The sequence below is a fragment of the Sphingorhabdus pulchriflava genome (genome assembly GCF_003367235.1).
In the GTDB taxonomy this organism is placed as follows: Bacteria; Pseudomonadota; Alphaproteobacteria; order Sphingomonadales; family Sphingomonadaceae; genus Sphingorhabdus_B; species Sphingorhabdus_B pulchriflava.
This window is the reverse complement of the sequence record NZ_QRGP01000002.1, coordinates 421,890-442,584: the sequence shown is the minus strand read 5'-3', so window position 1 is coordinate 442,584 and position 20,695 is coordinate 421,890. Positions and strand designations below refer to the sequence as shown.

17 protein-coding genes are annotated in these 20,695 nt (G+C 59.2%); 11 read left to right on the top strand and 6 right to left on the bottom strand.

Features of this window, described 5'->3' with window-relative positions; genetic code table 11:
* Window positions 1–99: 99 nt before the first annotated feature.
* Window positions 100–903 carry a molybdenum cofactor guanylyltransferase gene (gene mobA / locus DXH95_RS12895; protein WP_115549922.1) on the top strand — a complete coding sequence of 268 codons (804 nt, stop codon included), beginning with the start codon at window positions 100–102 and terminating at the stop codon, window positions 901–903.
* Here mobA and DXH95_RS12890 read toward each other — a convergent pair.
* A complete protein-coding gene (locus tag DXH95_RS12890) occupies window positions 900–1,958 on the bottom strand; it encodes a DUF1176 domain-containing protein (RefSeq protein ID WP_115549921.1) in 1,059 nt (352 codons plus the stop codon). The genes mobA and DXH95_RS12890 overlap by 4 nt on opposite strands.
* 71 nt (window positions 1,959–2,029) lie before the next feature.
* Here DXH95_RS12890 and DXH95_RS12885 point away from each other — a divergent pair, with 71 nt between their 5' ends.
* Window positions 2,030–2,899: a 3-hydroxyacyl-CoA dehydrogenase NAD-binding domain-containing protein gene (locus DXH95_RS12885; protein WP_115549920.1), complete on the top strand. Its 870-nt coding sequence runs from the start codon at window positions 2,030–2,032 to the stop codon at window positions 2,897–2,899.
* Window positions 2,900–3,024: 125 nt separating this feature from the next.
* On the opposite strand, the gene DXH95_RS16315 is transcribed toward DXH95_RS12885, so the two are convergent.
* On the bottom strand, window positions 3,025–3,834 hold the full coding sequence (locus tag DXH95_RS16315) for a cold-shock protein (RefSeq protein ID WP_115549919.1): 810 nt from the start codon (window positions 3,832–3,834) through the stop codon (window positions 3,025–3,027).
* 233 nt (window positions 3,835–4,067) lie between these two features.
* Here DXH95_RS16315 and DXH95_RS12875 point away from each other — a divergent pair, with 233 nt between their 5' ends.
* The 5 genes from DXH95_RS12875 (at window position 4,068) to rpoN (ending at window position 8,376) form a co-directional block, all read left to right on the top strand.
* The gene (locus DXH95_RS12875; protein ID WP_115549918.1) at window positions 4,068–4,688 is read left to right on the top strand and encodes a ribonuclease D; all 621 of its coding nucleotides are present in this window, start codon (window positions 4,068–4,070) and stop codon (window positions 4,686–4,688) included.
* A 34-nt stretch (window positions 4,689–4,722) separates the two neighbouring features.
* Entirely contained in the window at window positions 4,723–5,361 is a 639-nt protein-coding gene (locus DXH95_RS12870) for an LPS export ABC transporter periplasmic protein LptC (RefSeq protein WP_115549917.1), read from the top strand.
* A 5-nt stretch (window positions 5,362–5,366) separates the two neighbouring features.
* A complete protein-coding gene (locus tag DXH95_RS12865) occupies window positions 5,367–5,903 on the top strand; it encodes an LptA/OstA family protein (RefSeq protein WP_115549916.1) in 537 nt (178 codons plus the stop codon).
* A 197-nt stretch (window positions 5,904–6,100) separates the two neighbouring features.
* Window positions 6,101–6,826: an LPS export ABC transporter ATP-binding protein gene (gene lptB, locus DXH95_RS12860; RefSeq protein WP_115550184.1), complete on the top strand. Its 726-nt coding sequence runs from the start codon at window positions 6,101–6,103 to the stop codon at window positions 6,824–6,826.
* A gap of 50 nt (window positions 6,827–6,876) precedes the next feature.
* Complete coding sequence (gene rpoN / locus DXH95_RS12855) at window positions 6,877–8,376, top strand: RNA polymerase factor sigma-54 (protein ID WP_115549915.1); 1,500 nt, start codon at window positions 6,877–6,879, stop codon at window positions 8,374–8,376.
* Between the two features lie 13 nt (window positions 8,377–8,389).
* Here rpoN and DXH95_RS12850 read toward each other — a convergent pair whose 3' ends face one another.
* Both DXH95_RS12850 and glpK read right to left on the bottom strand, forming a co-directional pair.
* On the bottom strand, window positions 8,390–9,205 hold the full coding sequence (locus DXH95_RS12850) for a class I SAM-dependent methyltransferase (RefSeq protein ID WP_115549914.1): 816 nt from the start codon (window positions 9,203–9,205) through the stop codon (window positions 8,390–8,392).
* An 89-nt stretch (window positions 9,206–9,294) separates the two neighbouring features.
* The gene (gene glpK, locus DXH95_RS12845) at window positions 9,295–10,764 is read right to left on the bottom strand and encodes a glycerol kinase GlpK (protein WP_115549913.1); all 1,470 of its coding nucleotides are present in this window, start codon (window positions 10,762–10,764) and stop codon (window positions 9,295–9,297) included.
* 115 nt (window positions 10,765–10,879) lie between these two features.
* Here glpK and DXH95_RS12840 point away from each other — a divergent pair, with 115 nt between their 5' ends.
* Window positions 10,880–12,943: a molybdopterin oxidoreductase family protein gene (locus DXH95_RS12840; protein WP_115549912.1), complete on the top strand. Its 2,064-nt coding sequence runs from the start codon at window positions 10,880–10,882 to the stop codon at window positions 12,941–12,943.
* Here DXH95_RS12840 and DXH95_RS12835 read toward each other — a convergent pair.
* On the bottom strand, window positions 12,940–14,514 hold the full coding sequence (locus tag DXH95_RS12835; RefSeq protein ID WP_115549911.1) for a peptide chain release factor 3: 1,575 nt from the start codon (window positions 14,512–14,514) through the stop codon (window positions 12,940–12,942). The genes DXH95_RS12840 and DXH95_RS12835 overlap by 4 nt on opposite strands.
* Window positions 14,515–14,670: 156 nt before the next feature.
* Between DXH95_RS12835 and DXH95_RS12830 the strand changes: the two genes are divergently transcribed.
* Window positions 14,671–17,001: a TonB-dependent receptor gene (locus tag DXH95_RS12830; protein WP_147291742.1), complete on the top strand. Its 2,331-nt coding sequence runs from the start codon at window positions 14,671–14,673 to the stop codon at window positions 16,999–17,001.
* A 9-nt stretch (window positions 17,002–17,010) separates the two neighbouring features.
* Window positions 17,011–17,688: a Fe2+-dependent dioxygenase gene (locus tag DXH95_RS12825; RefSeq protein WP_115549909.1), complete on the top strand. Its 678-nt coding sequence runs from the start codon at window positions 17,011–17,013 to the stop codon at window positions 17,686–17,688.
* Here the strand turns inward: DXH95_RS12825 and DXH95_RS12820 are convergent.
* Window positions 17,685–18,281, bottom strand: coding sequence for a TetR/AcrR family transcriptional regulator (locus DXH95_RS12820; RefSeq protein WP_239016644.1), 597 nt, complete (start codon window positions 18,279–18,281; stop codon window positions 17,685–17,687). The two genes, DXH95_RS12825 and DXH95_RS12820, sit on opposite strands and share 4 nt — an antisense overlap.
* A gap of 138 nt (window positions 18,282–18,419) precedes the next feature.
* Between DXH95_RS12820 and DXH95_RS12815 the strand changes: the two genes are divergently transcribed.
* Window positions 18,420–20,642, top strand: coding sequence for a TonB-dependent receptor (locus DXH95_RS12815; RefSeq protein WP_115549908.1), 2,223 nt, complete (start codon window positions 18,420–18,422; stop codon window positions 20,640–20,642).
* Window positions 20,643–20,695 lie beyond the last annotated feature (53 nt).

Genomic DNA, 20,695 nt, shown 5'->3' with positions numbered 1-20,695 from the left:
GAAATCCCGAATTCCTTTTCGCCGCCGCGCCTAGTGCAAAAACGGATAGTTGACCAGCCTAAGCTTGCCCGATTTTGTGCGGATGCTAAGAGGCGGCGCATGACCGACCAACCGACCATCCTCATCCTCGCCGGTAAGCGCGACGGGAAACTCGATCCGCTCGCTGAACGGGCAGGCGTCAGCCACAAATGCCGCGTTCCGATCAACGGCAAGCCGTTGCTCGAATGGGTGGTGGAAGCTGTCGGACCAGCGTTCCCCGATGCCAAGGTCTTTATCTCGATCCACGATCCGGCGGTCATTGCCGATCTCCCCGCTGTCGCTGACTTAGCCGACAGCGGTCGACTGGTGTTGTGCGAGGCGCAGGCTGGAATCGTTGAAAGCGTCGAGCATGCAATCGCTCTCGCCGGGGGAGATGCGGCCTTTCCGCTGTTGATCACCACCGCCGACAATGTGCTAGCCGAAAGTGGTTATCTGCAAGGCGTGCACCGTGATGCGCTGGCGAGTGAAGGCGATGCCGTGGTTGTCCTCGCAACCCGCGAGTCCATCCGCGCGGCACACCCGGACGGACAACGCAAATTTTATGAGTTCAGTGATGTCGCGATTTCGAACTGCAACGTCTTCTGGCTACGCAATGCAAAAGCGCTCAAAGCAACCGAAGCATTCCGCGAAGGCGGGCAATTTGCGAAGAACCGCGCACGCATCGCCAAGGCCTTCGGCATCTTCAACCTGATCCGCTTCCGTCTTGGCTGGTGGACACTAGAAAAGGCGTTCAAGGCGATATCGCGCCGTTTCGGCGTTCGGGTTGTGCCGCAAATCACCCCCGATGGCGCGTTCGCCATCGATGTCGACAATGAACGGACCTATGGCGTCGCCGAACTATTGCTCAAAGCGCGTAAGGGTTAGTCGCGAAACTCAACCTTGGCGCGCCACAGCGTCATCCAGTCGGTTGAACCGCGACATTCATCCATCGCATAGGCGAGAACCAGCCGAAACATTGCACCGTCCCAGACATAGGTTTCAGCGCTGCCGCAATCGCCGATACCGCGACCTTTAGCATAGCTGCTTATCTGCTGATTTTCAGCATCCCAACTGGAGTTGACGAGCAGATTGACGCCGTCTTTCCTAGGATTCCCGTCTGCCAGATAATCAAAACGGGCAGGCGCGAAGCTCCATTTTTTTCCATTGGCAGACTTACCGATAAAGGGGGCAGACGAGAAATTATATGCGCCGCTGCCGCAACTGAGCATCACCAGCGCCTGGTAAGTGCCTTCATGCTTGCCAAGACTATATGCAGAATTTTCGGTTACGCCTGAGCTTGCTTCCACGCAGTCCGAGGCTTCGACGAGTCCGACAATAGCACCGGCATCGGGAATGATGTTCTGTTTGCCGATGCGCCTGGCTGAAATCACCGGCAACGGGGCGGTTTTAGCGCGCAATGCCCTTTTTCCTTTCGCGAACAACGCATTGCGTGTGCCAGCCCGGTTCTGGACAGTGTCTATATGTGTGAATGCGGCCGCAGAACCGTTGAGACCCAGCTGCCCCAAAACTACATTGTCCGCTCCACGTACAATCAGTTTTTGTCCACGCCCCATGGCCCGGGCCAGCTTCATCGCTGCCGCTCCCTCAAGGCGGATTGGAAACTCGCCCTTGGCGAGCATTCCGTTGTCGATCTGACGGCCATCGACCAGCAAACGATATCGATCACCTTTGGGTTCGGCGATCGAGATTTTGATTTGCACCGATCCGGCAGCATCGCTTGCGCGCGACAGGCTGATGGTCGGCATTGAATCATCCTGACTGTCATTCATCAATGAAACGGCTTCGCATGACAGCGTATTGTCGCAGGCGGCGGCCCAGTCCTTATGGAAAAATTGCTTACCCAGTTCAATCGGCGCAGCCTGCGAAGGCACCGTCACGAACGATACGGCCAATAAGGCTCTGGCAAAAAGCAAGTTCATGGCAAACAGTCTATCGTGAACCAGCCTGCTGCGCTAGGGGGGCGCCGAACATATTCGAAAGGGTCGTCAGCATGCGGTCAGTTGCAGTAATCGGGGCAGGTCAGATGGGTGCGGGCATTGCACAGGTCAGCGCGGCAGCGGGCTATCATGTGATGCTGTCCGACATAGATCTGGACCGTGCGAAGGCGGGCAAGAATGGTATTGCAAGGGCGATCCATCGCCTTGTTGAACGCGAAAAGATCGGAGCCGCCGAAGCCGAGCAAATCATTGCGCGCATCGAACCCGTTGCCAGCTACGAGCCCATGGCGTCCGCCGGATTGGTGATCGAAGCCGCAACCGAGCGTGAGGACATCAAGCGCAAGATTTTCGACGAAGTGGGCAAGGTTCTAGGCCATCAGGCGGTTCTGGCGACCAACACCTCATCCATTCCGATTACCCGCATGGCGCAGTCCTCACCCGATCCGGCGCGCTTTATTGGCGTGCACTTCTTCAATCCGGTGCCCATCATGGGGCTGATCGAGGTTATCCGCGGGCTTGCCACATCGGAACAGACCGTTGAAAAAGTCAAAATGTTCGGTGACGCGCTGGGCAAATCGATGGTCTTTGCCGAGGATGTTCCAGGCTTTATCGTCAATCGCATATTGATGCCGATGCTCAACGAAGCCTGCTTTTCGCTGGGCGAAGGCGTCGCGTCGATCCGCGACATCGATATGGCCTGCCAGATTGGCCTCAATCACCCGATGGGCCCGCTGACGCTCGCTGATTTCATTGGGCTCGACACCTGTTTCGAGATCATCAAGGTGCTGCACGACACCACCGGTGATTCCAAATACAGGCCGGCTCCGTTGCTGGTGAAATATGTCGAAGCTGGCTGGCTCGGTCGCAAGACCAAACGCGGCTTTTATGACTATAGCGGTGAAGTGCCGGTCCCGACGCGATAACTGTCCAAACGACTACTCCAATCGGGCCGACACCCTTATGGTTTTCGACGAAAACCAGAGGTTGGTTGCACCAACAAAAAAGGGCCTCGACAGAGGCCCTTTTCGTATCAGCGATAAGCCAACCCTTATTCGGCGAGACGCTCTACATTGGTGGCCGAGTATTTGCCGCGACGATCGACTTCGATGTCGAAAGCCAGACGGTCATTCTGGGTCACCTGGCCGACACCCGAACGATCAAGCGCAGAAATGTGAACAAACACATCTTCGCCGCCATCGTCACGCTGGATGAAACCGAATCCCTTCATGTCGTTGAAGAATTTGACGGTGCCATTGGCGCGTTCGCCGGTCGATTCGCGCATCGGGCCACGCTGGAACCCGGCGTCACGATCACCGCCGCCACGCTGGAAGCCACCACGGTCACCGCCGCGGTCACGATCGAAACCGCTGCGTTCGGGACGCGGGGCGCGCTCGGGAACCGGGATCGGGTCACCGTCGATGACGAGGTCGGTTGCCGAGACCTTGCCGCCGCGATCCACTAGCGTGAATTCCAGTGGCTGACCTTCGGCCAATCCGGTCAGGCCAGCCTGTTCGACAGAGCTGATATGGACAAAGACATCATCAGGACGATCATCGACCTGAATGAAACCAAAACCCTTTTGACCGTTGAAAAACTTGACGATTCCTTTGCCGGAACCGATCACCTGAGCGGGCATTGCCGGGCCACGCGGGGGTCCGCGGAAGCCACCGCCGCCGCCTGCTCCACCGCCGCCGAAGCCACCACCACCGCCACCGCGGGGGCCGCCAAAGCCGCCGCCAGAGCGCTCACCAGCTCGCAACTCGCCGGGGAATGAAGGGGCCTCAAAGCCGAAATTATCGTCGCCAAAACGATCACGCTTGTCACGGCCACGGCCACGACGCTTGTCATTGAAACTCATGTTCGAATTAATACTTTCTCGTCGCCCGCCTCTTTCGATCCATGCAGGATAGGACGAATACCCTGCATTTCCCGCGCATTGCCAACCGCTCTGCCGCACAAAAGCTATACTGCATTGCCCGCCGATGCGATAGCAAATATTGCGGGACGTAAATTGCCAGGGAACTTGCCTTGAATGGCGCAGTCGGGCACAGCGGAATGCATATCACAGACTAGCAGGATCGAGCAGCACGAATGGCCGTTTTTCTTCATGAGGAAGACCTTCCCGACAATGTCCTTGGCGGCACAGGGCCGATTGCCATCGACACTGAAACGATGGGTCTGCAAACATTGCGCGATCGGCTTTGTCTGGTTCAGATATCGGATGGCAGCGGCGATGAACATCTTGTCCGATTCGCCCCTGGCAGTAGCTATGAAGCGCCCAATCTGAAACGGGTGATCGGCGATCCTGCACGGCTGAAGCTGTTTCATTTCGCCCGTTTCGACCTAGCCGCAATCGAACATTATCTAGGTGTCGTGGCCGCTCCGTTGTTTTGCACCAAAATTGCCTCGAGATTGACACGGACTTTCACCGATCGGCACGGGCTGAAAGAGCTTGTGAAGGAGTTGCTTGCGACCGACATTTCGAAACAGCAGCAGTCGAGTGACTGGGGCGGGCCGGTGCTGAGCGAAGCGCAAAAGGATTATGCGGCAAGCGATGTACGTTATCTGCACCGTCTGCACGCTGAATTTGTCGGTCGGCTGGAACGTGAAGGTCGCACCGCAATTGCCCAGGCCTGCTTTGATTTCCTGCCACATCGCGCGAGGCTCGATTTGATGGGCTGGCCGGAAACCGATATTTTTGCGCATGCCTAACCCGACGTTCACATTGTAGGCGCAACAACCGGCTATGTCTGAATTGGCAGATCGCGAACGAACCAAGCGGCAATATCTTGCCGCTCCCGGGGGTGCGCATGATCGCCTTGTCCGGATTTTGCGGGTCGCCCTGCCGAGCATCATCGGCGCCTTGCTTGCGGTTTTGGCCGTCGCGCCCTTTTCGAACACGCAGGAAATGAGCTTTGTATTGGCGAAGGATGAAGTGAATCTCGCCAGGGAACGCATGCGGCTGACCGAAGCATTATATCGCGGAGAAGACAGCAAAGGCCGCCCATTTTCTTTGCGTGGCGGAAGCGCGGTGCAGAAAAGCAGTGCTGAACCCCGTATTCAGCTGAACGACCTTTCGGCACAGATGATGATGGCCAGCGGCCCCGCAAGCCTTGTCGCCGGACAGGGCTATTACGACATGGAAACCGAACGTGTCCGCGTGGTCGGCCCGCTTTCGTTCAAGGGCAGCGATGGCTTTAGTTTGACTGCTGACAATGTAGAATTTGCCATGAAAACCCGGCAGATTGAAAGTTTCGGTCCCGTCAATGGTAGCATGAACGTAGGCAGCTTCAGCGCCGGAAAGCTCCGGGCTGATGTCGATGCACGGATTGTCAGACTCGAAGGCGGCGCACATTTGCGCATCGACCAGAATAAGATTAGGTAGCACGCATGTTGAGCAAAGGCTTTTTCCCGATCATGGCCGCAAGTGCGCTGGTCACAGGCGTCCTGATTTCGGTTGCGGCGCCCGCACAGGTGATCCGCAATCATAACAGCTCGGCCCCGGTCGATTTCGACGCTGGGGCGATCGAACTGCAGGACAAGGCCAATCGCGTCATCTTGACCGGTGGCGTCACTGCAACGCAAGCCGGGCTGACATTGAAAGCTTCACGCGTGACCGCAGCCTATAGCAGCAACGACGGAATAGACGTTAATCGGCTCGATGCTGTTGGTGGCGTGAACATCACAAAAGACGATTTGCGCGCCTCAAGCGACTCGGCGATTTATGATCTCGACAGCAGTTTGATCACGCTGCTGGGCAATGTGCGGCTGACCCAAGGGGCCAACCGGCTGAATGGCGGGCGGATCGTCATCGACCTCAATTCCGGCCGCTCGACGATTACGGGCGGAGGGGCTGCGGTACCGGGAACGACCAGCAGAGGCGGTCGCGTCACGGGAACATTCACGGTTCCTCAACGCAAAAACTGATCCGTTTCGGCGCATTTTCCGCGCTCCATGCATAAATCCTGCCAATTGGAGCAATTGCCTCCTTTTATTGTCGGGCAGGCGCGACTAAGTTCACTATCAGGCAGGCAAAGGATGAACGCCGGATGGTATTGACCCACGACAATGGCCCGGGTGCCCATAGCGACGAACCGATAACCGGCGCGTTGACCGAAGGTGCAATGCAGTCCGGCCTTGCTGTCGTGTCGATTGCGAAAAGCTATGACAAGCGCGCCGTGCTGACCGATGTCTCGCTGTCTGTTGCCAAGGGTGAAGTGGTCGGGCTGCTTGGTCCCAATGGTGCGGGCAAAACCACTTGTTTCTATTCGATAATGGGTCTGGTGAAACCCGATTCTGGCCGCATCATGCTTGATGGCGAAGACATCACCCGGCTACCCATGTATCGGCGCGCTATTTTAGGACTCGGCTATCTACCTCAGGAAACCTCGATTTTCCGTGGGATGACAGTCGAGCAAAACATTACCGCAGTCCTCGAAATGGCGGAGCCTGACAAGGCGGCACGCGAAGCCCGGCTAGAGCAATTGCTCGAAGAATTCGGACTCACCCGACTGCGCAGTTCGCCCGCAATGGCCTTGTCGGGTGGTGAAAGGCGGCGATGCGAAATTGCACGCGCGCTAGCAGCGAACCCGTCGATCATGCTGCTTGATGAGCCCTTTGCCGGCATCGATCCGATCTCGATTTCGGACATTCGCGATCTGGTGAAGGAGCTTAAAAACCGCGGCATCGGCGTGCTGATTACAGACCATAATGTCCGCGAAACGCTCGACATCGTCGATCGCGCCTGCATCATCTATGGCGGACAGGTGCTGTTCGCCGGATCGCCCGAGGATCTGGTCAAGGATGCCAATGTACGCAGGCTTTACCTCGGCGAAGGGTTTGAGATGTGAGTTAGCGCTGGTGGCGCGCCTGACTGCATCCCTGACCGGCTGACCCTTATATGGCTTTAGCCCCCCGCCTTGATCTTCGGCAGACCCAATCGCTGGTGATGACGCCGCAGTTGCAGCAGGCAATCAAGCTGCTGGCGCTGTCTTCGCTCGAGATTGAAAGCTTCATCGCCGAGGAGTTGGAACGCAATCCGCTGCTCGAAATGGCATCGGGCGACAGCGCTGGCGAAGCGGAGGCCCTAGACATCGCCGAGGCACCTCCTTCAACCGAAAATCTCGGCAGCGACCAGTTGATGAATGATGGCGATTTCGGCACCGGGGGTGAGGCGCTCGACACCGATTTTTCGACCGAGATCTTCGAACCCGGCGAGGGTGGCGGTGCAGGGGCCGACGGGATGCTGGGGATGAACGGCGTTGCATCGAGCGGCTCCGATTTTGGTGACGGTCCCGACTTCGATGCCTTTGCAGGGCCTGACATTTCGCTGCGTGAACATCTGATGCAGCAGGCGGGCGCCAGCTGTTCAGGGAAGCAATTGCTGCTGGTCGAGCAATTGATTGAGCATATCGAACCATCGGGCTGGCTGGGCGCGGACCTGATGGGTATTGCCTATCGGTTGGGAGTGCCGATGGTTGAAATGGAGGAGGCGCTGGCCGTCCTTCAGACCTTTGATCCCACCGGCGTCGGGGCGCGCGACCTCGCCGAATGTATTGCGCTGCAGGCAAAAGAGGCCGATCGTTATGACCCCTGCATGGCGCGGCTGATTGATAATCTGGATCTGGTCGCGCGCGGCAGCTTCGACCAGCTCAAGCGGCTTTGCCGGGTCGACGATGAAGATTTGCGCGACATGCTGGTCGAGCTGCGCAGCTATGATCCCAAGCCCGGCCTGCGTTTTGACAGCGACGATGCGGCCATGGCGGTGACTCCGGACCTTTTCGTGACCGCGCAAGGCAAGGGCTGGGCGATCGAGCTCAACAGCGCCAACCTGCCGCGACTGCTGGTCAACAGGACCTATTATGCCGAAATGGGCGGCGGTGGCAGTAACAAGGCCGCGAACAACTGGCTCAACGAAGCTTTGGCCGACGCCAACTGGCTGATCAAGGCGATGGACCAGCGCCAGCGCACGATCATGAAGGTCGCGCAGGAAATCGTGAAGCAGCAGGACGGCTTTTTCCGCGAAGGCGTCTCGCGGTTGAAACCATTGACGCTGCGGCAAGTGGCGGAAGCGATCGACATGCATGAGTCCACGGTCAGTCGCGTCACCAGCAACAAATATCTGCATTGCTCTCGCGGGCTATTCGACCTCAAATATTTCTTCTCGAGCGGGGTTGGTTCAGCCGACGGCGATGGTGCATCGGCAGAGGCGGTTAAGGCTGCCATCAAGACGCTGATCGATGCCGAAGCCCCCGACGATATCCTGTCCGACGACACGCTCGTCGATCTTCTGAAGGAAAAAGGCTTCGACATCGCCCGCCGAACCGTCGCCAAATATCGCGAGGCAATGGGGATTGGTTCTAGTGTGCAACGGCGGCGCGCGAAGAAGATGGGGCGTTAAACCAAACGCCTTATCAGGGTACAGTCACTTCAACCCGTAAACAGGTGGCCGGGATCACCGTCGTCTCCGCATTGCCGCTGGCATTCTGCGCGTTGAACAGGGCTTCGAGCTCTGCCTGCAGCGCATCCGCGCGGCCTTCCTTTGCCGCCGCTTCGAAGGCATTCATCGTCGGGCCGTACCAGTGGCGGAACCGCGCCAGAAACTCTGAAGGCGGGCCATCATAGCGGAAGGTGTAGGTGTCAGGGCGACAGCTGACATTGTCGGGTGAAACACCTGCAGCTGTAAACCTCTCGACTACATGCGCCTCCTGCCCCCAAGTCACCGGACTGACAAATCCCTCCGGCGGTGGCGGCGTATAGGCAGCACTGATCTTCAGAACCTGTGCAACCAGCGTCGGGTCGCCGGGGATCCAGTTGCCCATAACGATCCGTCCGCCCGGCTTGGTCACCCGCACCATTTCGCGTGCGACATCAAAGGGACGGGGCGCAAACATTGCACCGAAAATGCTGACGACAAGGTCGAAAGCATCGTCAGCGATATTCTCCAGATTGGAGGCGTCGCCTTCTTCGAACTTCAGATTGGCCAAGCCAGCCGCTGCCGCGCGCACATTGCCCGCCGCAACCAGATTGGCGGCGATATCCACTCCGGTGACGTCCGCACCCTTTTGTGCTGCCGGGAGCGCGGTCGTACCGTCACCACAGCCCAGATCGAGCACGCGCATTCCCGGATTGATGCCGAGTGAGTCGACCAGATCGCTACCGCTTTCGCGCATGCAATCGGCGATCTGGGTGAAATCGCCTTTTTCCCACAATGCCTTATTCGGATTCATCTGCGCCTCCCCCGGCCATCCGGCATTCGTGAAGTCACGACCGGTTACCAAGGGTAACAGCTATTGGCGCATTCCCTACCGAAATCGTTTCAGGCGAGCACCCGCCCCAGCGCATCCTTCCATCCGGCGAGCCTTGCATCGCGGGCCGCGCCATCCATTGCAGGGCTGAACCGCCCAACTTTCCCGCGCATCACCGAAGCTTCCGCGAGCGAGCCGTACAGCCCTGCCCCGACGCCTGCCAGCATCGCCGCGCCTAATGCTGTGGTCTCGACGAAATCGGGACGCTCAACCTCGACTGCCAAAATGTCCGCCAGATCCTGCACCATCCAGCCGTTACTCACCATGCCGCCATCGACGCGCAGCTCGGCCCAGTCGGCGCCATCGGCAGCGAAGGCGGTTTTGAGGTCGTGGGTCTGGTGCGCCATCGCCTCCAGCGCAGCGCGGGCGACATGCGCCTTTTTCGCGGCGAAGGTCAGACCGTGGATTGCGGCGCGCGCGGAAGGCTGCCAGTGCGGCGCACCAAGGCCCGAAAGTGCGGGAACCAGATAGACGCCGCCATTATCCTCAACGCTCCTCGCCAGCGGCTCGGTATCAGGCGAGGCATCGATCAGTCCCAGATCATCGCGCAGCCATTGGATCAGGCTGCCGGCGACAAAGACCGATCCTTCAAGTGCATAATGGCGTTCCCCACCAAGCTGCCACGCCACCGTAGCCAGCAGGCGATTGGTCGATTTGGGCAAAGTCCGACCCGTCTGTGTGAGCACAAATGCACCCGTGCCAAAGGTCGCTTTGGTCTGGCCGGGTTCGAGGCAGCTCTGACCGATCAGTGCCGCCTGCTGGTCCCCTGCCATGCCGGTGATTGCAATCGGCGCGCCGAACAGGCTGGCGTCGGTCATCCCCAATTGGCCTGCGCTGTCACAGATTTGGGGCAAGATCGAGCGCGGAACGCCGAACAGACTCAACAGTCCGTCGTCCCAATCGCCACTGCCAATCGCCATCAGCGCGGTGCGGCTGGCATTGCTGGCGTCCGAAACATGCGCCTTCCCGCCAGTCAGGCGATAGACCAGATAGCTTTCGATTGTCCCGACCGCGAGATGCTCGCCCGCCTCTTGCAATTGCGGCCAGTTTTTGAGCGCCCAGCCGATTTTCGATCCCGAAAAATAGGGATCGAGCAATAGCCCCGTCTTCGCCTGCACGTCTGCCTCATGGCCCACCGCCTTTAGCGCCTCGCACATCTCCGCGGTACGCCGGTCCTGCCAGACAATCGCGCGTGCCAGCGGCTCGCCGGTGCGCCTGTCCCAAAAGACCACAGTTTCGCGCTGATTGGTAATGCCGATACCGGCAATGGCGTGCGCCCCGCCCGCCTGCGCGACCATCTCGCGCGCACATTCGAGGGTGAGGCCCCAGATTTCCGCGGCATCATGTTCGACCAGCCCTGGCGCTGGATAATGCTGTGTCAACGGCCGCTGCGCACTGCCTAGGCAGCTGCCGTCTTTCGCGAACAGCATCGCCCGGGTGGACGTGGTACCTTCGTCGATGACGAGGATATGGTCGGTCATGCCTCTCTCCCTTTGAAAGCGATTTGCGGGATGCCGGCGCAGGCGTCAAGCGCTGCCCCGAAGCTTGCATCCGTATACAAACGCTATAGCCTGTCCGTCGAGGAGAGAGTCGAACATGCCAATTACCCACCACCGCACCTGCAGCATTTGCGAGGCCAATTGCGGGATCATCGTCACTGCCGAAGGACGCGACATAATCTCGATCAAGGGCGATCCCGACAATGCACTGTCGCGCGGGCATATCTGCCCCAAGGCAACTGCGCTCGCAGATTTGCAGAATGACCCGGATCGGTTGCGTAAGCCATTGAAGCGCAATGGCGATAGCTGGGAGGAAATTGGCTGGGAGCAGGCCTTCATCGAAATTGGTGAGCGCACCCGCGACATTCTTGCGCGCGATGCCGAGAGCGCGGCAATGTACATCGGCAATCCCAACGCCCACAGCTATGCCAATTCGCTGGTTTCGGGCGAACTGAAAAAGGCCCTTGGCCTCAAGAACATCTATTCTGCCAGCACTGTCGACCAGATGCCGCACATGGTCGCCAACCTCGCCCTCTTCGGCCATTCGGGGCTGTGGGGCGTGCCCGATATCGACCGTACCGAAACGATGATCATCCTGGGCGGTAATCCCATGGCATCCAATGGCAGCGTCTGGACCGTGCCTGATTTCCGCAACCGGGCAAAGGCATTACAAAAGCGCGGCGGGCAGTTGGTGGTCATCGATCCGCGGCGGACCGAGACTGCGAAGATCGCCGACCGGCATTTGTTCATCCGGCCGGCAACCGACGGACTGCTGCTGGTCGCTTTGCTGAAGGCTGTGCTGGCGCATCCGGCGCGCCCTGCGCTTCCCGATTATATCGATAATTTGGATGCGGTCGCCGATACGCTTTCGGGTTTTGATAGCGCCATTTGTGCAGCGCAGACCGGTGTTCCGCTTGGCGACATCAAATGGCTGGCAGACCGGATGGTGAACGGGCCTGCGGCACTTTATGGGCGCATCGGCGCGGCCACACAGAGCTTTGGCACATTGAACGCCTGGTTGATCGCACTCATCAACATCGCCTCGGGCCAGTTGGACCGCGAGGGCGGGCTGCTCTTCCCGACACCTTTGGTCGATACCGTCGCAATGGCGGGCCCCGGATCAATCGGTCGTCGTCATTCGCGCGTGTCTGGCCATCCGCTGGTGATGGGCGAATTTCCGGCGGCGACACTGGCTGAGGAAATCGAAACGCCAGGCGAAGGGCAGATCAAGGCGCTGTTCGTCGTCGCAGGCAATCCGGTGTTGTCGACGCCCAATGGCAGAAGGCTCGATGCGGCGCTCGAAAGCCTGGAGCTGATGGTGTCGATAGATATGTACCGCAACGCGACCAGCCGCCGCGCGCATTACATCCTGCCACCGGTGGGACCGCTGGAACGCGAGCATTATGGGCTGTTCCTGCTACCCATCGCTATCCGCAATTTCGGGAAATTCTCAAGGCCGTTGTTCGAGGCAGAGGAAGGGACGCTGCACGACTGGCAGATCATCCGCAAGCTGGCCGAAACGATTTCGGGCTTGCCGATTGAACGGGCCACGCCGCGAGAGGCGCTCGACAATCTGCTCAAGGCGGGGCCCTATGCCATTTCGCTGGCGGAGGTGGAGGCTGAGCCAAGCGGCAAGGACTTCGGGCCGTTGCAGGCAGGGCGCTTCCCGGAGAGGCTGCGCACCCCAACCAAGCGCATTGATTGCGCCCCTGCCAATCTGATTGCTGATCTCGAACGTCTGCACGAGACACTGGCGCAAGCCAAAGATGACCGACTGCGGCTGATCGGGCGGCGGCATGTGCGTTCAAATAACAGCTGGCTGCACAACAGCCCTCGCCTTGTGAAGGGGCCTGAACGCTGCACCTTGATGATCCACCCGGACGATGCCCGCGCGCGCAATCTGGGCGATGGATCGCTGGCAGAGGTGGCATCGAAAAGTGGCGCGATCCGGCTGCCGGTCGAGGTAACCGATGACATGATGCCGGGGACGGTTTCGATCCCGCATGGCTGGGGCCATAATCTGCCGGGCGTTTCGATGGCGGTCGCGCAGGCACATGCAGGTGCCAGCATCAACGACCTTACCGAGGAGGATGCGCTAGACCCCTTGTCGGGCAACGCTGCTTTTTCAGGGGTGCCGGTGGAAGTTCGGCCTGCGGCCTAGCGTTCCTTGGTTGCGCTAAAGGTCAGGTCAGGATTTTTTTCCTGCTGGTAGCCAACATCCCAAGACGAGCGCGCCATGAAGACCGGATTGCCATCGCGGTCCTTGGCCATGTTGCCGGCGTTGAATTGGGCAAAGGCCCTTAGCGCGGCATCGCTGCCGTTCAGCCAGCGGGCGGTGTCGTACGGAGCGGGCTCGAGAAAGGCGTCCACCTTATACTCGGCCTCAAGGCGGCTGATCAGAACGTCTAACTGAAGCTGGCCAACCACGCCGACCACCCAGTTCGAACCGATTTCCGGGTAAAACACCTGGATCACGCCCTCTTCGGACAGATCGTCTAGTGCCTTCCTCAACTGCTTCGTCTTCGTGGGGTCGCGCAGTACCACGCGGCGGAGGATTTCCGGCGCAAAATTGGGCAGGCCAGTGAAGCGCACGCTGTTCTTTTCGGAGAGCGTATCGCCGACACGGAGCGTGCCATGGTTGGGGATACCGATGATATCGCCGGGTTCGGCCGTATCGGCAATCTCGCGGTCTTGCGCGAAGAACAGGATGGGCGAGTGGATTGCCACCGGCTTGCCGAGCCCCGACGGCGTCAGCTTCATGCCGCGCTTGAAGGTGCCCGAACACAACCGCATGAAAGCGATGCGATCGCGGTGCTGCGGGTCCATATTGGCCTGCACCTTGAAGATGAAGCCGGTGACTTCATTATTGTCCGGCGTAATCGTTCCCGCCTCGCTCGGCTGCGGACGCGGCGGCGGTGCGAATCTGGCGATGGCGGCGATCATTTCCTCAATACCGAATTCTTTCAGCGCCGAGCCGAAATAGACCGGGGTCAAATCACCATGGCGATAAGCCTCCAGATCGAATGACGCATAGCCTGCCTGCGCCAGTTCGGCCTCCTCGCGGAATTTGGCGAGGCCTTGGGCCGACAATTTCTCCGCAAGCGACGGATCGTCGATGCCGCTATGCTGGCTGGATTTGCCTTCATAGGCCTTGCTGTCGCCGCTGGGCTGGGTGAGCCTGCCGCTGGCGAAATCGAAAATGCCTTCAAACTCGCCACCCATGCCGACCGGCCAACTCATCGGACAAACATCCAATGCCAGTTTGTCGGCAACCTCGTCGAGGATTTCGAAGCAGGGGCGACCCTCGCGGTCGACCTTGTTGACGAAGGTGATGATCGGAACGCTGCGCAGGCGGCAGACCTCAAACAATTTCAGCGTCTGCGGCTCGATACCCTTGGCGGCGTCTATTACCATGATGGCAGAATCGACAGCGGTCAGAGTGCGGTAGGTGTCCTCCGAGAAGTCTTCGTGCCCTGGTGTGTCGAGCAGGTTGAAGACAATGCCATCTTTCTCGAAGGTCATCACCGAACTTGTGACGGAAATACCGCGCTGCTGTTCGATCTTCATCCAGTCCGAACGGGCGCGCCGGGCGGCACCGCGGGCCTTGACCTCGCCAGCCAAGTGAATAGCGCCGCCTTGCAGCAGCAGCTTCTCGGTCAGCGTGGTCTTACCCGCGTCAGGGTGCGAGATGATCGCAAAGGTGCGGCGTTTGGCCCATGGTGCAGTCGTCATAGGCGGGGCGCATAGCGGGGTTGGCGGCAACAATCCAGAAACACCTGACCTATGTTTTGTTCCTTTTGGGAGTCTCGGGTCCTTTTTGGGTTGACTAATTGCGAATGATTCGCAATTGCGTCGCTATTGCAATTCAATCTCAACAAAGGGGAAGTCATGTCCGTGTCCACAACCGGAACGTCCGTTCGCGCCAATTCGATACCGCCAGCCAAGCCCGCGCGGCTGGAGCGTGGAGCGTTGCTGGGCGCGGTGCTGTCGGCGGCGATCGTCCCTGCGGCGGCGCATGCAGAAATGCTGGATGAAGAGGCTGCATCGGGCCGTGCGCCGATTATTGTGACGGGTTCGCGGATTGAGGCGGCCAACCCCAATGCCAATCCGAATGCACCCTATAAGGTCGAAAAATCACAGAATGACAAATTCACCGAAGAGCTGCGCGACACCCCGAAAACCGTCATCGCCATCCCCAAGGAAGTGATTGAGGATCTGGGCGCAAACAGCTTTCGCGAAGTCGTGCGCTCGACCCCCGGTGTCACCTTGGGCACCGGCGAAGGCGGCAATGCCTTTGGCGACCGCATCTTCATCCGCGGGTTCGAAGCGCGCAACGACGTCTATATCGACGGCCTGCGCGACCCCGGCGTCACCAGCCGCGACATTTTCGCGGTCGAGCAGATCGAGATTGTGAAGGGCCCATCGGGCAGCTTCGGCGGACGCGGCACAACCGGCGGCCTCGTCAGCCTCGAATCCAAACGCCCGCAGGTCACCGACACCTACACCCATGTCGAAGCCGGAATCGGAACCGAAAATTACTGGCGCGGTGCCGCCGATATCAACATCGCGCTCAATGATCGCGTGGCTGTTCGCGTCAACGGCCTGTACCAGAATAGCGACACACCGGGCCGCGATTATGTGAACCAGGAAAAATATGGCGGTGCGATCTCCGCCTTCTGGCAGGCGACCGATACGTTGAGCCTGACCACCGACTATTATCTCTACCGCATGCAGGGCATCCCCGATTTCGGCCATCCGTTCGATACGACAACGCAGCAGCCCTACAAGGTTGACCGCGACAATTTCTACGGCGTGATCGGCCGCGATTTCATCGAAAATGGTGCGGACGTCGGAACGATCCGCATCGATTTCGATCCCATCGACAATCTAAGCTTCCGTTCGGTCACCCGGATGGGCGAAACCTATAACCGCTATCTGGTTGCCCCCCCCGGGTCGGTTTGCCGCTTTACCCGAACCGCAACGGGCGCATGCCCCGCGACCGGCGTTGATGTGGGAGAGGCCAATTACACGATCACTGCAGGCGGCCAGCGCCGTTTCGGTACCAACCGTTATATCGCCAATGTCACCGATGCCACGGCACGCTTCGATACCGGCGGCATCAAACATATACTCGTGATTGGCGGCGAATATGCGAAGGAAAAAGTCAGCACGCTACCGCTTCTGATTGACGCCTTTGTCGAGGATTCGGCGGGCAATGTCATCTCCACACCGACAACCTATATCCGCAATTTGCTCAACCCCGACCCGGTGCTCGGCTACACGATCCCGGTCTATGCCAATGCGGCGAATGGCCCGACCAAAGTTTCGGTCGAATCACTGTCGGCCTATGTCATCGACACCATAAAATTCACGCCGCAAATCTGGGCAACGATTGGCGCCCGCCTCGATGGCTATTCGCTGCGATACCAAAGCAACGGCCTGCCCACCGCAACTGTGTTGCGCAACAATGTGCAGTTTGCCAACTATCAGGGCAGTCTGACCTGGAAGCCGAGCGAATTGCTGACGCTCTATGCCTCCTTCGCCACCTCCTCAAACCCGTCCGGCGAACAGCTGGACGGCAACGGCATCTCCTATGACGGCATAGCTGCGCAGACGCAGAATCTGGCACCCGAACGCAACCGTGCATGGGAAGGCGGGGTGAAATGGGAAACCCCGGACGGTAACCTTCTGCTGACGGCTGCGGCTTTCCAGATCACCAAGGCCAATGCGCGCGAGAATATCGGCGGCAATGTCTATGAACTGGTTGGCAAGCTGCGCTCACGCGGCGTCGAACTGGGCGTCAACGGCGCGCTTTTCGACGTACTGCAACTGTTCGGCGGCTACACCTATACCGACGCCACGATCGTCGAATCGGTAAATGCAGCCAATGTCGGTCGGCCATTCGCCAACATCCCGAAGCACAGCGCCAATTTGCTGGCGACGGTGATGCTGGGCGATCATGTCGAGGTCGGCGGTCAGGTGCATTATCAAAGCAAGATTTTCGGCGGCAGCCTGGCTGCAGGCAATGCCCATGTGCCCGGCTATGTCCGGTTGGATGCCGTCGCCCGTTTCAAGCCGACCGAATGGCTCGAAGCGCGGGTGAACGTCAACAACCTGACCGACAAGCGCAATTATGATGCGATCTATCGTTCGGGCAGCCCCTTCGCCTATATCGCCCCCGGACGGTCAGCATTCCTTACGCTTGCTGTGAAGATGTAGGGACGAGCGATGTTGATTGTCATTCCGCAGCTGCTCGACCGCGAACAGGCAAGGGCTCTCGGCCGCACGATAGCCGCTGCGGAATGGGTCGACGGCAATGTGACCAGCGGCGCCGGGGCCGCGCTCGCCAAGCGCAACCGCCAATTGCCCGAGGCTGGCGAAGCCGCAGCCCATGCCCGGATGGTGGTGCAGGAAGGGCTCGCCCGGTCGCAGCTTTTCCTGTCCGCCGCCCTGCCCAAGCGGATCTTCCCGCCTTTGTTCAACCGTTATGGCGTAGGCGAAGGCTTTGGCGACCATGTCGACAATGCGATCCGGTTATTGCCCGACGGCACGCAGATGCGCACCGACCTGTCGGCAACTTTGTTCCTCAACGACCCTGCAGACTATGACGGCGGCGAATTATCGATCGAAGGCGATTTCGGGCGAGTGGCGTATAAGCTGGAGGCGGGCGACATGCTGCTCTACCCCTCAACCAGCCTGCACCATGTGACCGAGGTAACGCGCGGTGAGCGTATCGCCAGTTTCTTCTGGCTCGAATCGCTGGTTCGCGACGGTGGCGCGCGTGAGGCACTGTTCGATCTCGATCAGTCGGTCCAAGCGCTGGCCGCTGAGCGCGGCGGCGATGATGCGCAAGTTCTGCGGCTAACGAAGCTGTACCACAATCTGATCCGCCGCTGGGCTTTCTAGCGTTTGGTCAAACCGTCGCGCAGCATAGCGTTCACCACATCGGTGATCTCGCCGACAGCACGCTCTTCGCCCAGCACGCCATAACGCAGCCCGAGAAAGACGTTCATCCCCATGATCGCCCAGGCATGGGCTTCATCGACCGGCCCTGCGATTTCACCGCGCGCTTCGGCAGCCTTCAGACGTTCGAATATGCGGTCGACGGTGGTGCCATAATGCGCCTGCCAGGCGTCGGGCGCGACGAATTCGGCTTCGTCGATGATCCGGTAGATTTCCTTATGCTGCCGCGCGAAGGACAGGAAGGCGGAGAGCGCCCGTCCTTCGGCATCAATCTGGTCCCCATCGCCAGGCAGCACCGGTGCAACATAATCGCGCACCTGCCCCGACATGTCCTTGACCAGCGCGCGGAACAGCGATTCTTTCGAATCGAAATAGGTGTAGAAGCTGCCGAGCGCGACCCCGGCGCGGCTGGTAATGCTGACGACCGAGCTGTCATGAAAGCCTTTTTCGCCAAATTCGGCGCGGGCAGCATCGAGTAACGCACGCAATGTGCGCCGGCCGCGTTCGGTGCGCGGTGCCTTATCTTCCCCCGTCATTGTTGCATCCATGCCACGCACGGCGACCATTTGCAAAATTCCTCTTCCAGAAGTTGAAAGATGGTTCAACTTTCAGTATGGGGCAAGCAGAAAATAGCGGGACAGCCGCATATTTGGATGTACGGAAGAGAGGATATCATGAAATTCCAATCATTTACGCGCGCAATCCTGTTGTCGGGAATCGCCCTTGGCAGCGTCACCACTTTGTCCAGCCCTGTTTGGGCGCAGGATGAGGCAGCAGCAGACGAAGCAGACGCCAGCGGCGAAATCATCGTTACCGCACGTCGCCGCGAAGAAAGCCTAATCGACGTTCCCATTTCGATGACCGCCATTTCGGGCGACACTCTTGCTGCCCAGGGCGCGGTCGACATCACCGCGCTGCAGGACAAAGCGCCGAACATGACGATGCAGATCGCACGCGGTTCGAACTCGACCCTGATCGGCTTCATCCGCGGCGTTGGCCAGCAGGATCCGCTCTGGGGCTTTGAACCCGGCGTCGGCCTGTATGTCGATGACGTTTACGTCGCCCGCCCGCAGGGTGCGGTGCTCGACATTTTTGACGTCTCACGCGTTGAAGTGCTGCGTGGGCCGCAGGGCACGCTCTATGGCCGCAACACCATCGGCGGCGCGGTCAAATATGTAACCAACAAGCTGGGCAATGAGTTTGGCGGCAAGGTGCGTGCCTCTTATGGTGCCTATAACCAGATCGACCTGATCGGGCAGATCACCGTTCCGATCGGCGATACCTTCTCGATCGGCGGAGCAGTTGCCTGGTATCAGCGCGATGGCTTCGGCAAAAATCTGACCACGGGTGCAGAACATTATAACAAGGATGTATTGGCTGGCCGTATTTCGGCGGAATTTGCTCCGTCTGAAGATGTCTTCATCCGCGTCGCAGCCGACAAGATCATCGACAAGTCAAACCCGCGCCACGGCACCCGTCTGGTCGGCAATGGCGGTTTGGCCGCATTCCAGCCTACAGCCAGCGTCTATGATACCCGCGCAGGCATTGGTGACGACAACAAGGTCGAGACACAGGGCGTATCGCTGACTGGCGAATTTGGCCTGTCGGATACACTGACCTTCAAGACGATTTCGGCCTATCGTGACGGCCATACCGACACGCTGATCGATTTCGACAACACTGCAGGTCCCGTCCTCGACGTGCCTGCATTCTATGATGACCGCCAGTTCACGCAGGAACTGCAGTTGCTGTTCGAAGGCGACCGCATTCAAGGTGTTGCCGGGCTCTACTATCTCGACGCCCGTGCGAGCGGTGCATTCGACACAGTACTCGGCGGCCTCAATCTCACCACGCTGACCTCAGGCACGGTCAAGACCAAGAGCTATGCGGCCTTCGCCGATGTCAGCTTCGACGTAACCGATCAGTTCAAGCTTTCGGCTGGCTTGCGCTATACCAAGGACGACAAGACCGGCACCGTATTCCGCCGCAACTATACCGGCATCCGCAGTCCGCTGTTCGGTAATACAACGGCGGTTCCGGGCCTGATCCGTTCGGACTATACCAACAGCCGCAGCTTTGAAAAACTGACGCCGCGTGTTTCGCTGAGCTATCAGCCCAACGACGATCTCAACCTCTATGCTTCTTATGGCAAGGGCTTCAAATCGGGCGGTTTCGACATGCGCGGCGACGCCATCCTGACGCCGACCACGGTCAACGGCTATGAGCCGGAAACCATCGACAGCTTTGAAGTCGGCGTGAAGAGCGCGCTGCTCGACCGCAAGTTGTTCGCAAATGTCGCGGTGTTCAAGTCGAAGTACAAGAACCAGCAGGTCACCGTGCAGGTCCCGAGCCTTGCAGGCGGCATTGCCAGCTTTGTCGACAATGCGGGCCGTGGTGACATCTGGGGTGCGGAACTGGAACTGCGCGCAGTACCTTCGCCGAACTTCTCGATGAATGCAGCAGTCGGCTACACCAATGCCGATTATAAGGAATTCCTGACCTTCATCACCGGCGGCACCACCCCGGTCGATGTATCCAACGCACGCGAATTCCAGAATACGCCGAAATTCACCGCCAGCGTTTCGGCAACGGCGTCGGGCGACCTGTTGGGCGGAACGATTTCGTTCACCCCGGCGGTTTCGCTGCGCAGCGATGCCTATATGTTCGAAATCCCGACCCCGGCGCTTGATCCCGACGGCTATTTCCTGGTCGATGCTTCGGCAGCCTGGACCTCGCCGGATGACGTATTCAAGCTTTCGGTCAACCTGCGCAACCTGACCAACGAGCGCTATCGCGTCGGCGGGTACAACTTCCCGGGCGCGCTGTTTGGCAATTCGATCATCGGCTATTATGGCCCGCCGCGCACCGCGACGTTCAACATCGAATATCGTTTCTGATTTCCACTCCTACCCTCTCCCAGGAGTGAAACGAAAAGGCCGGGGTTAACGCC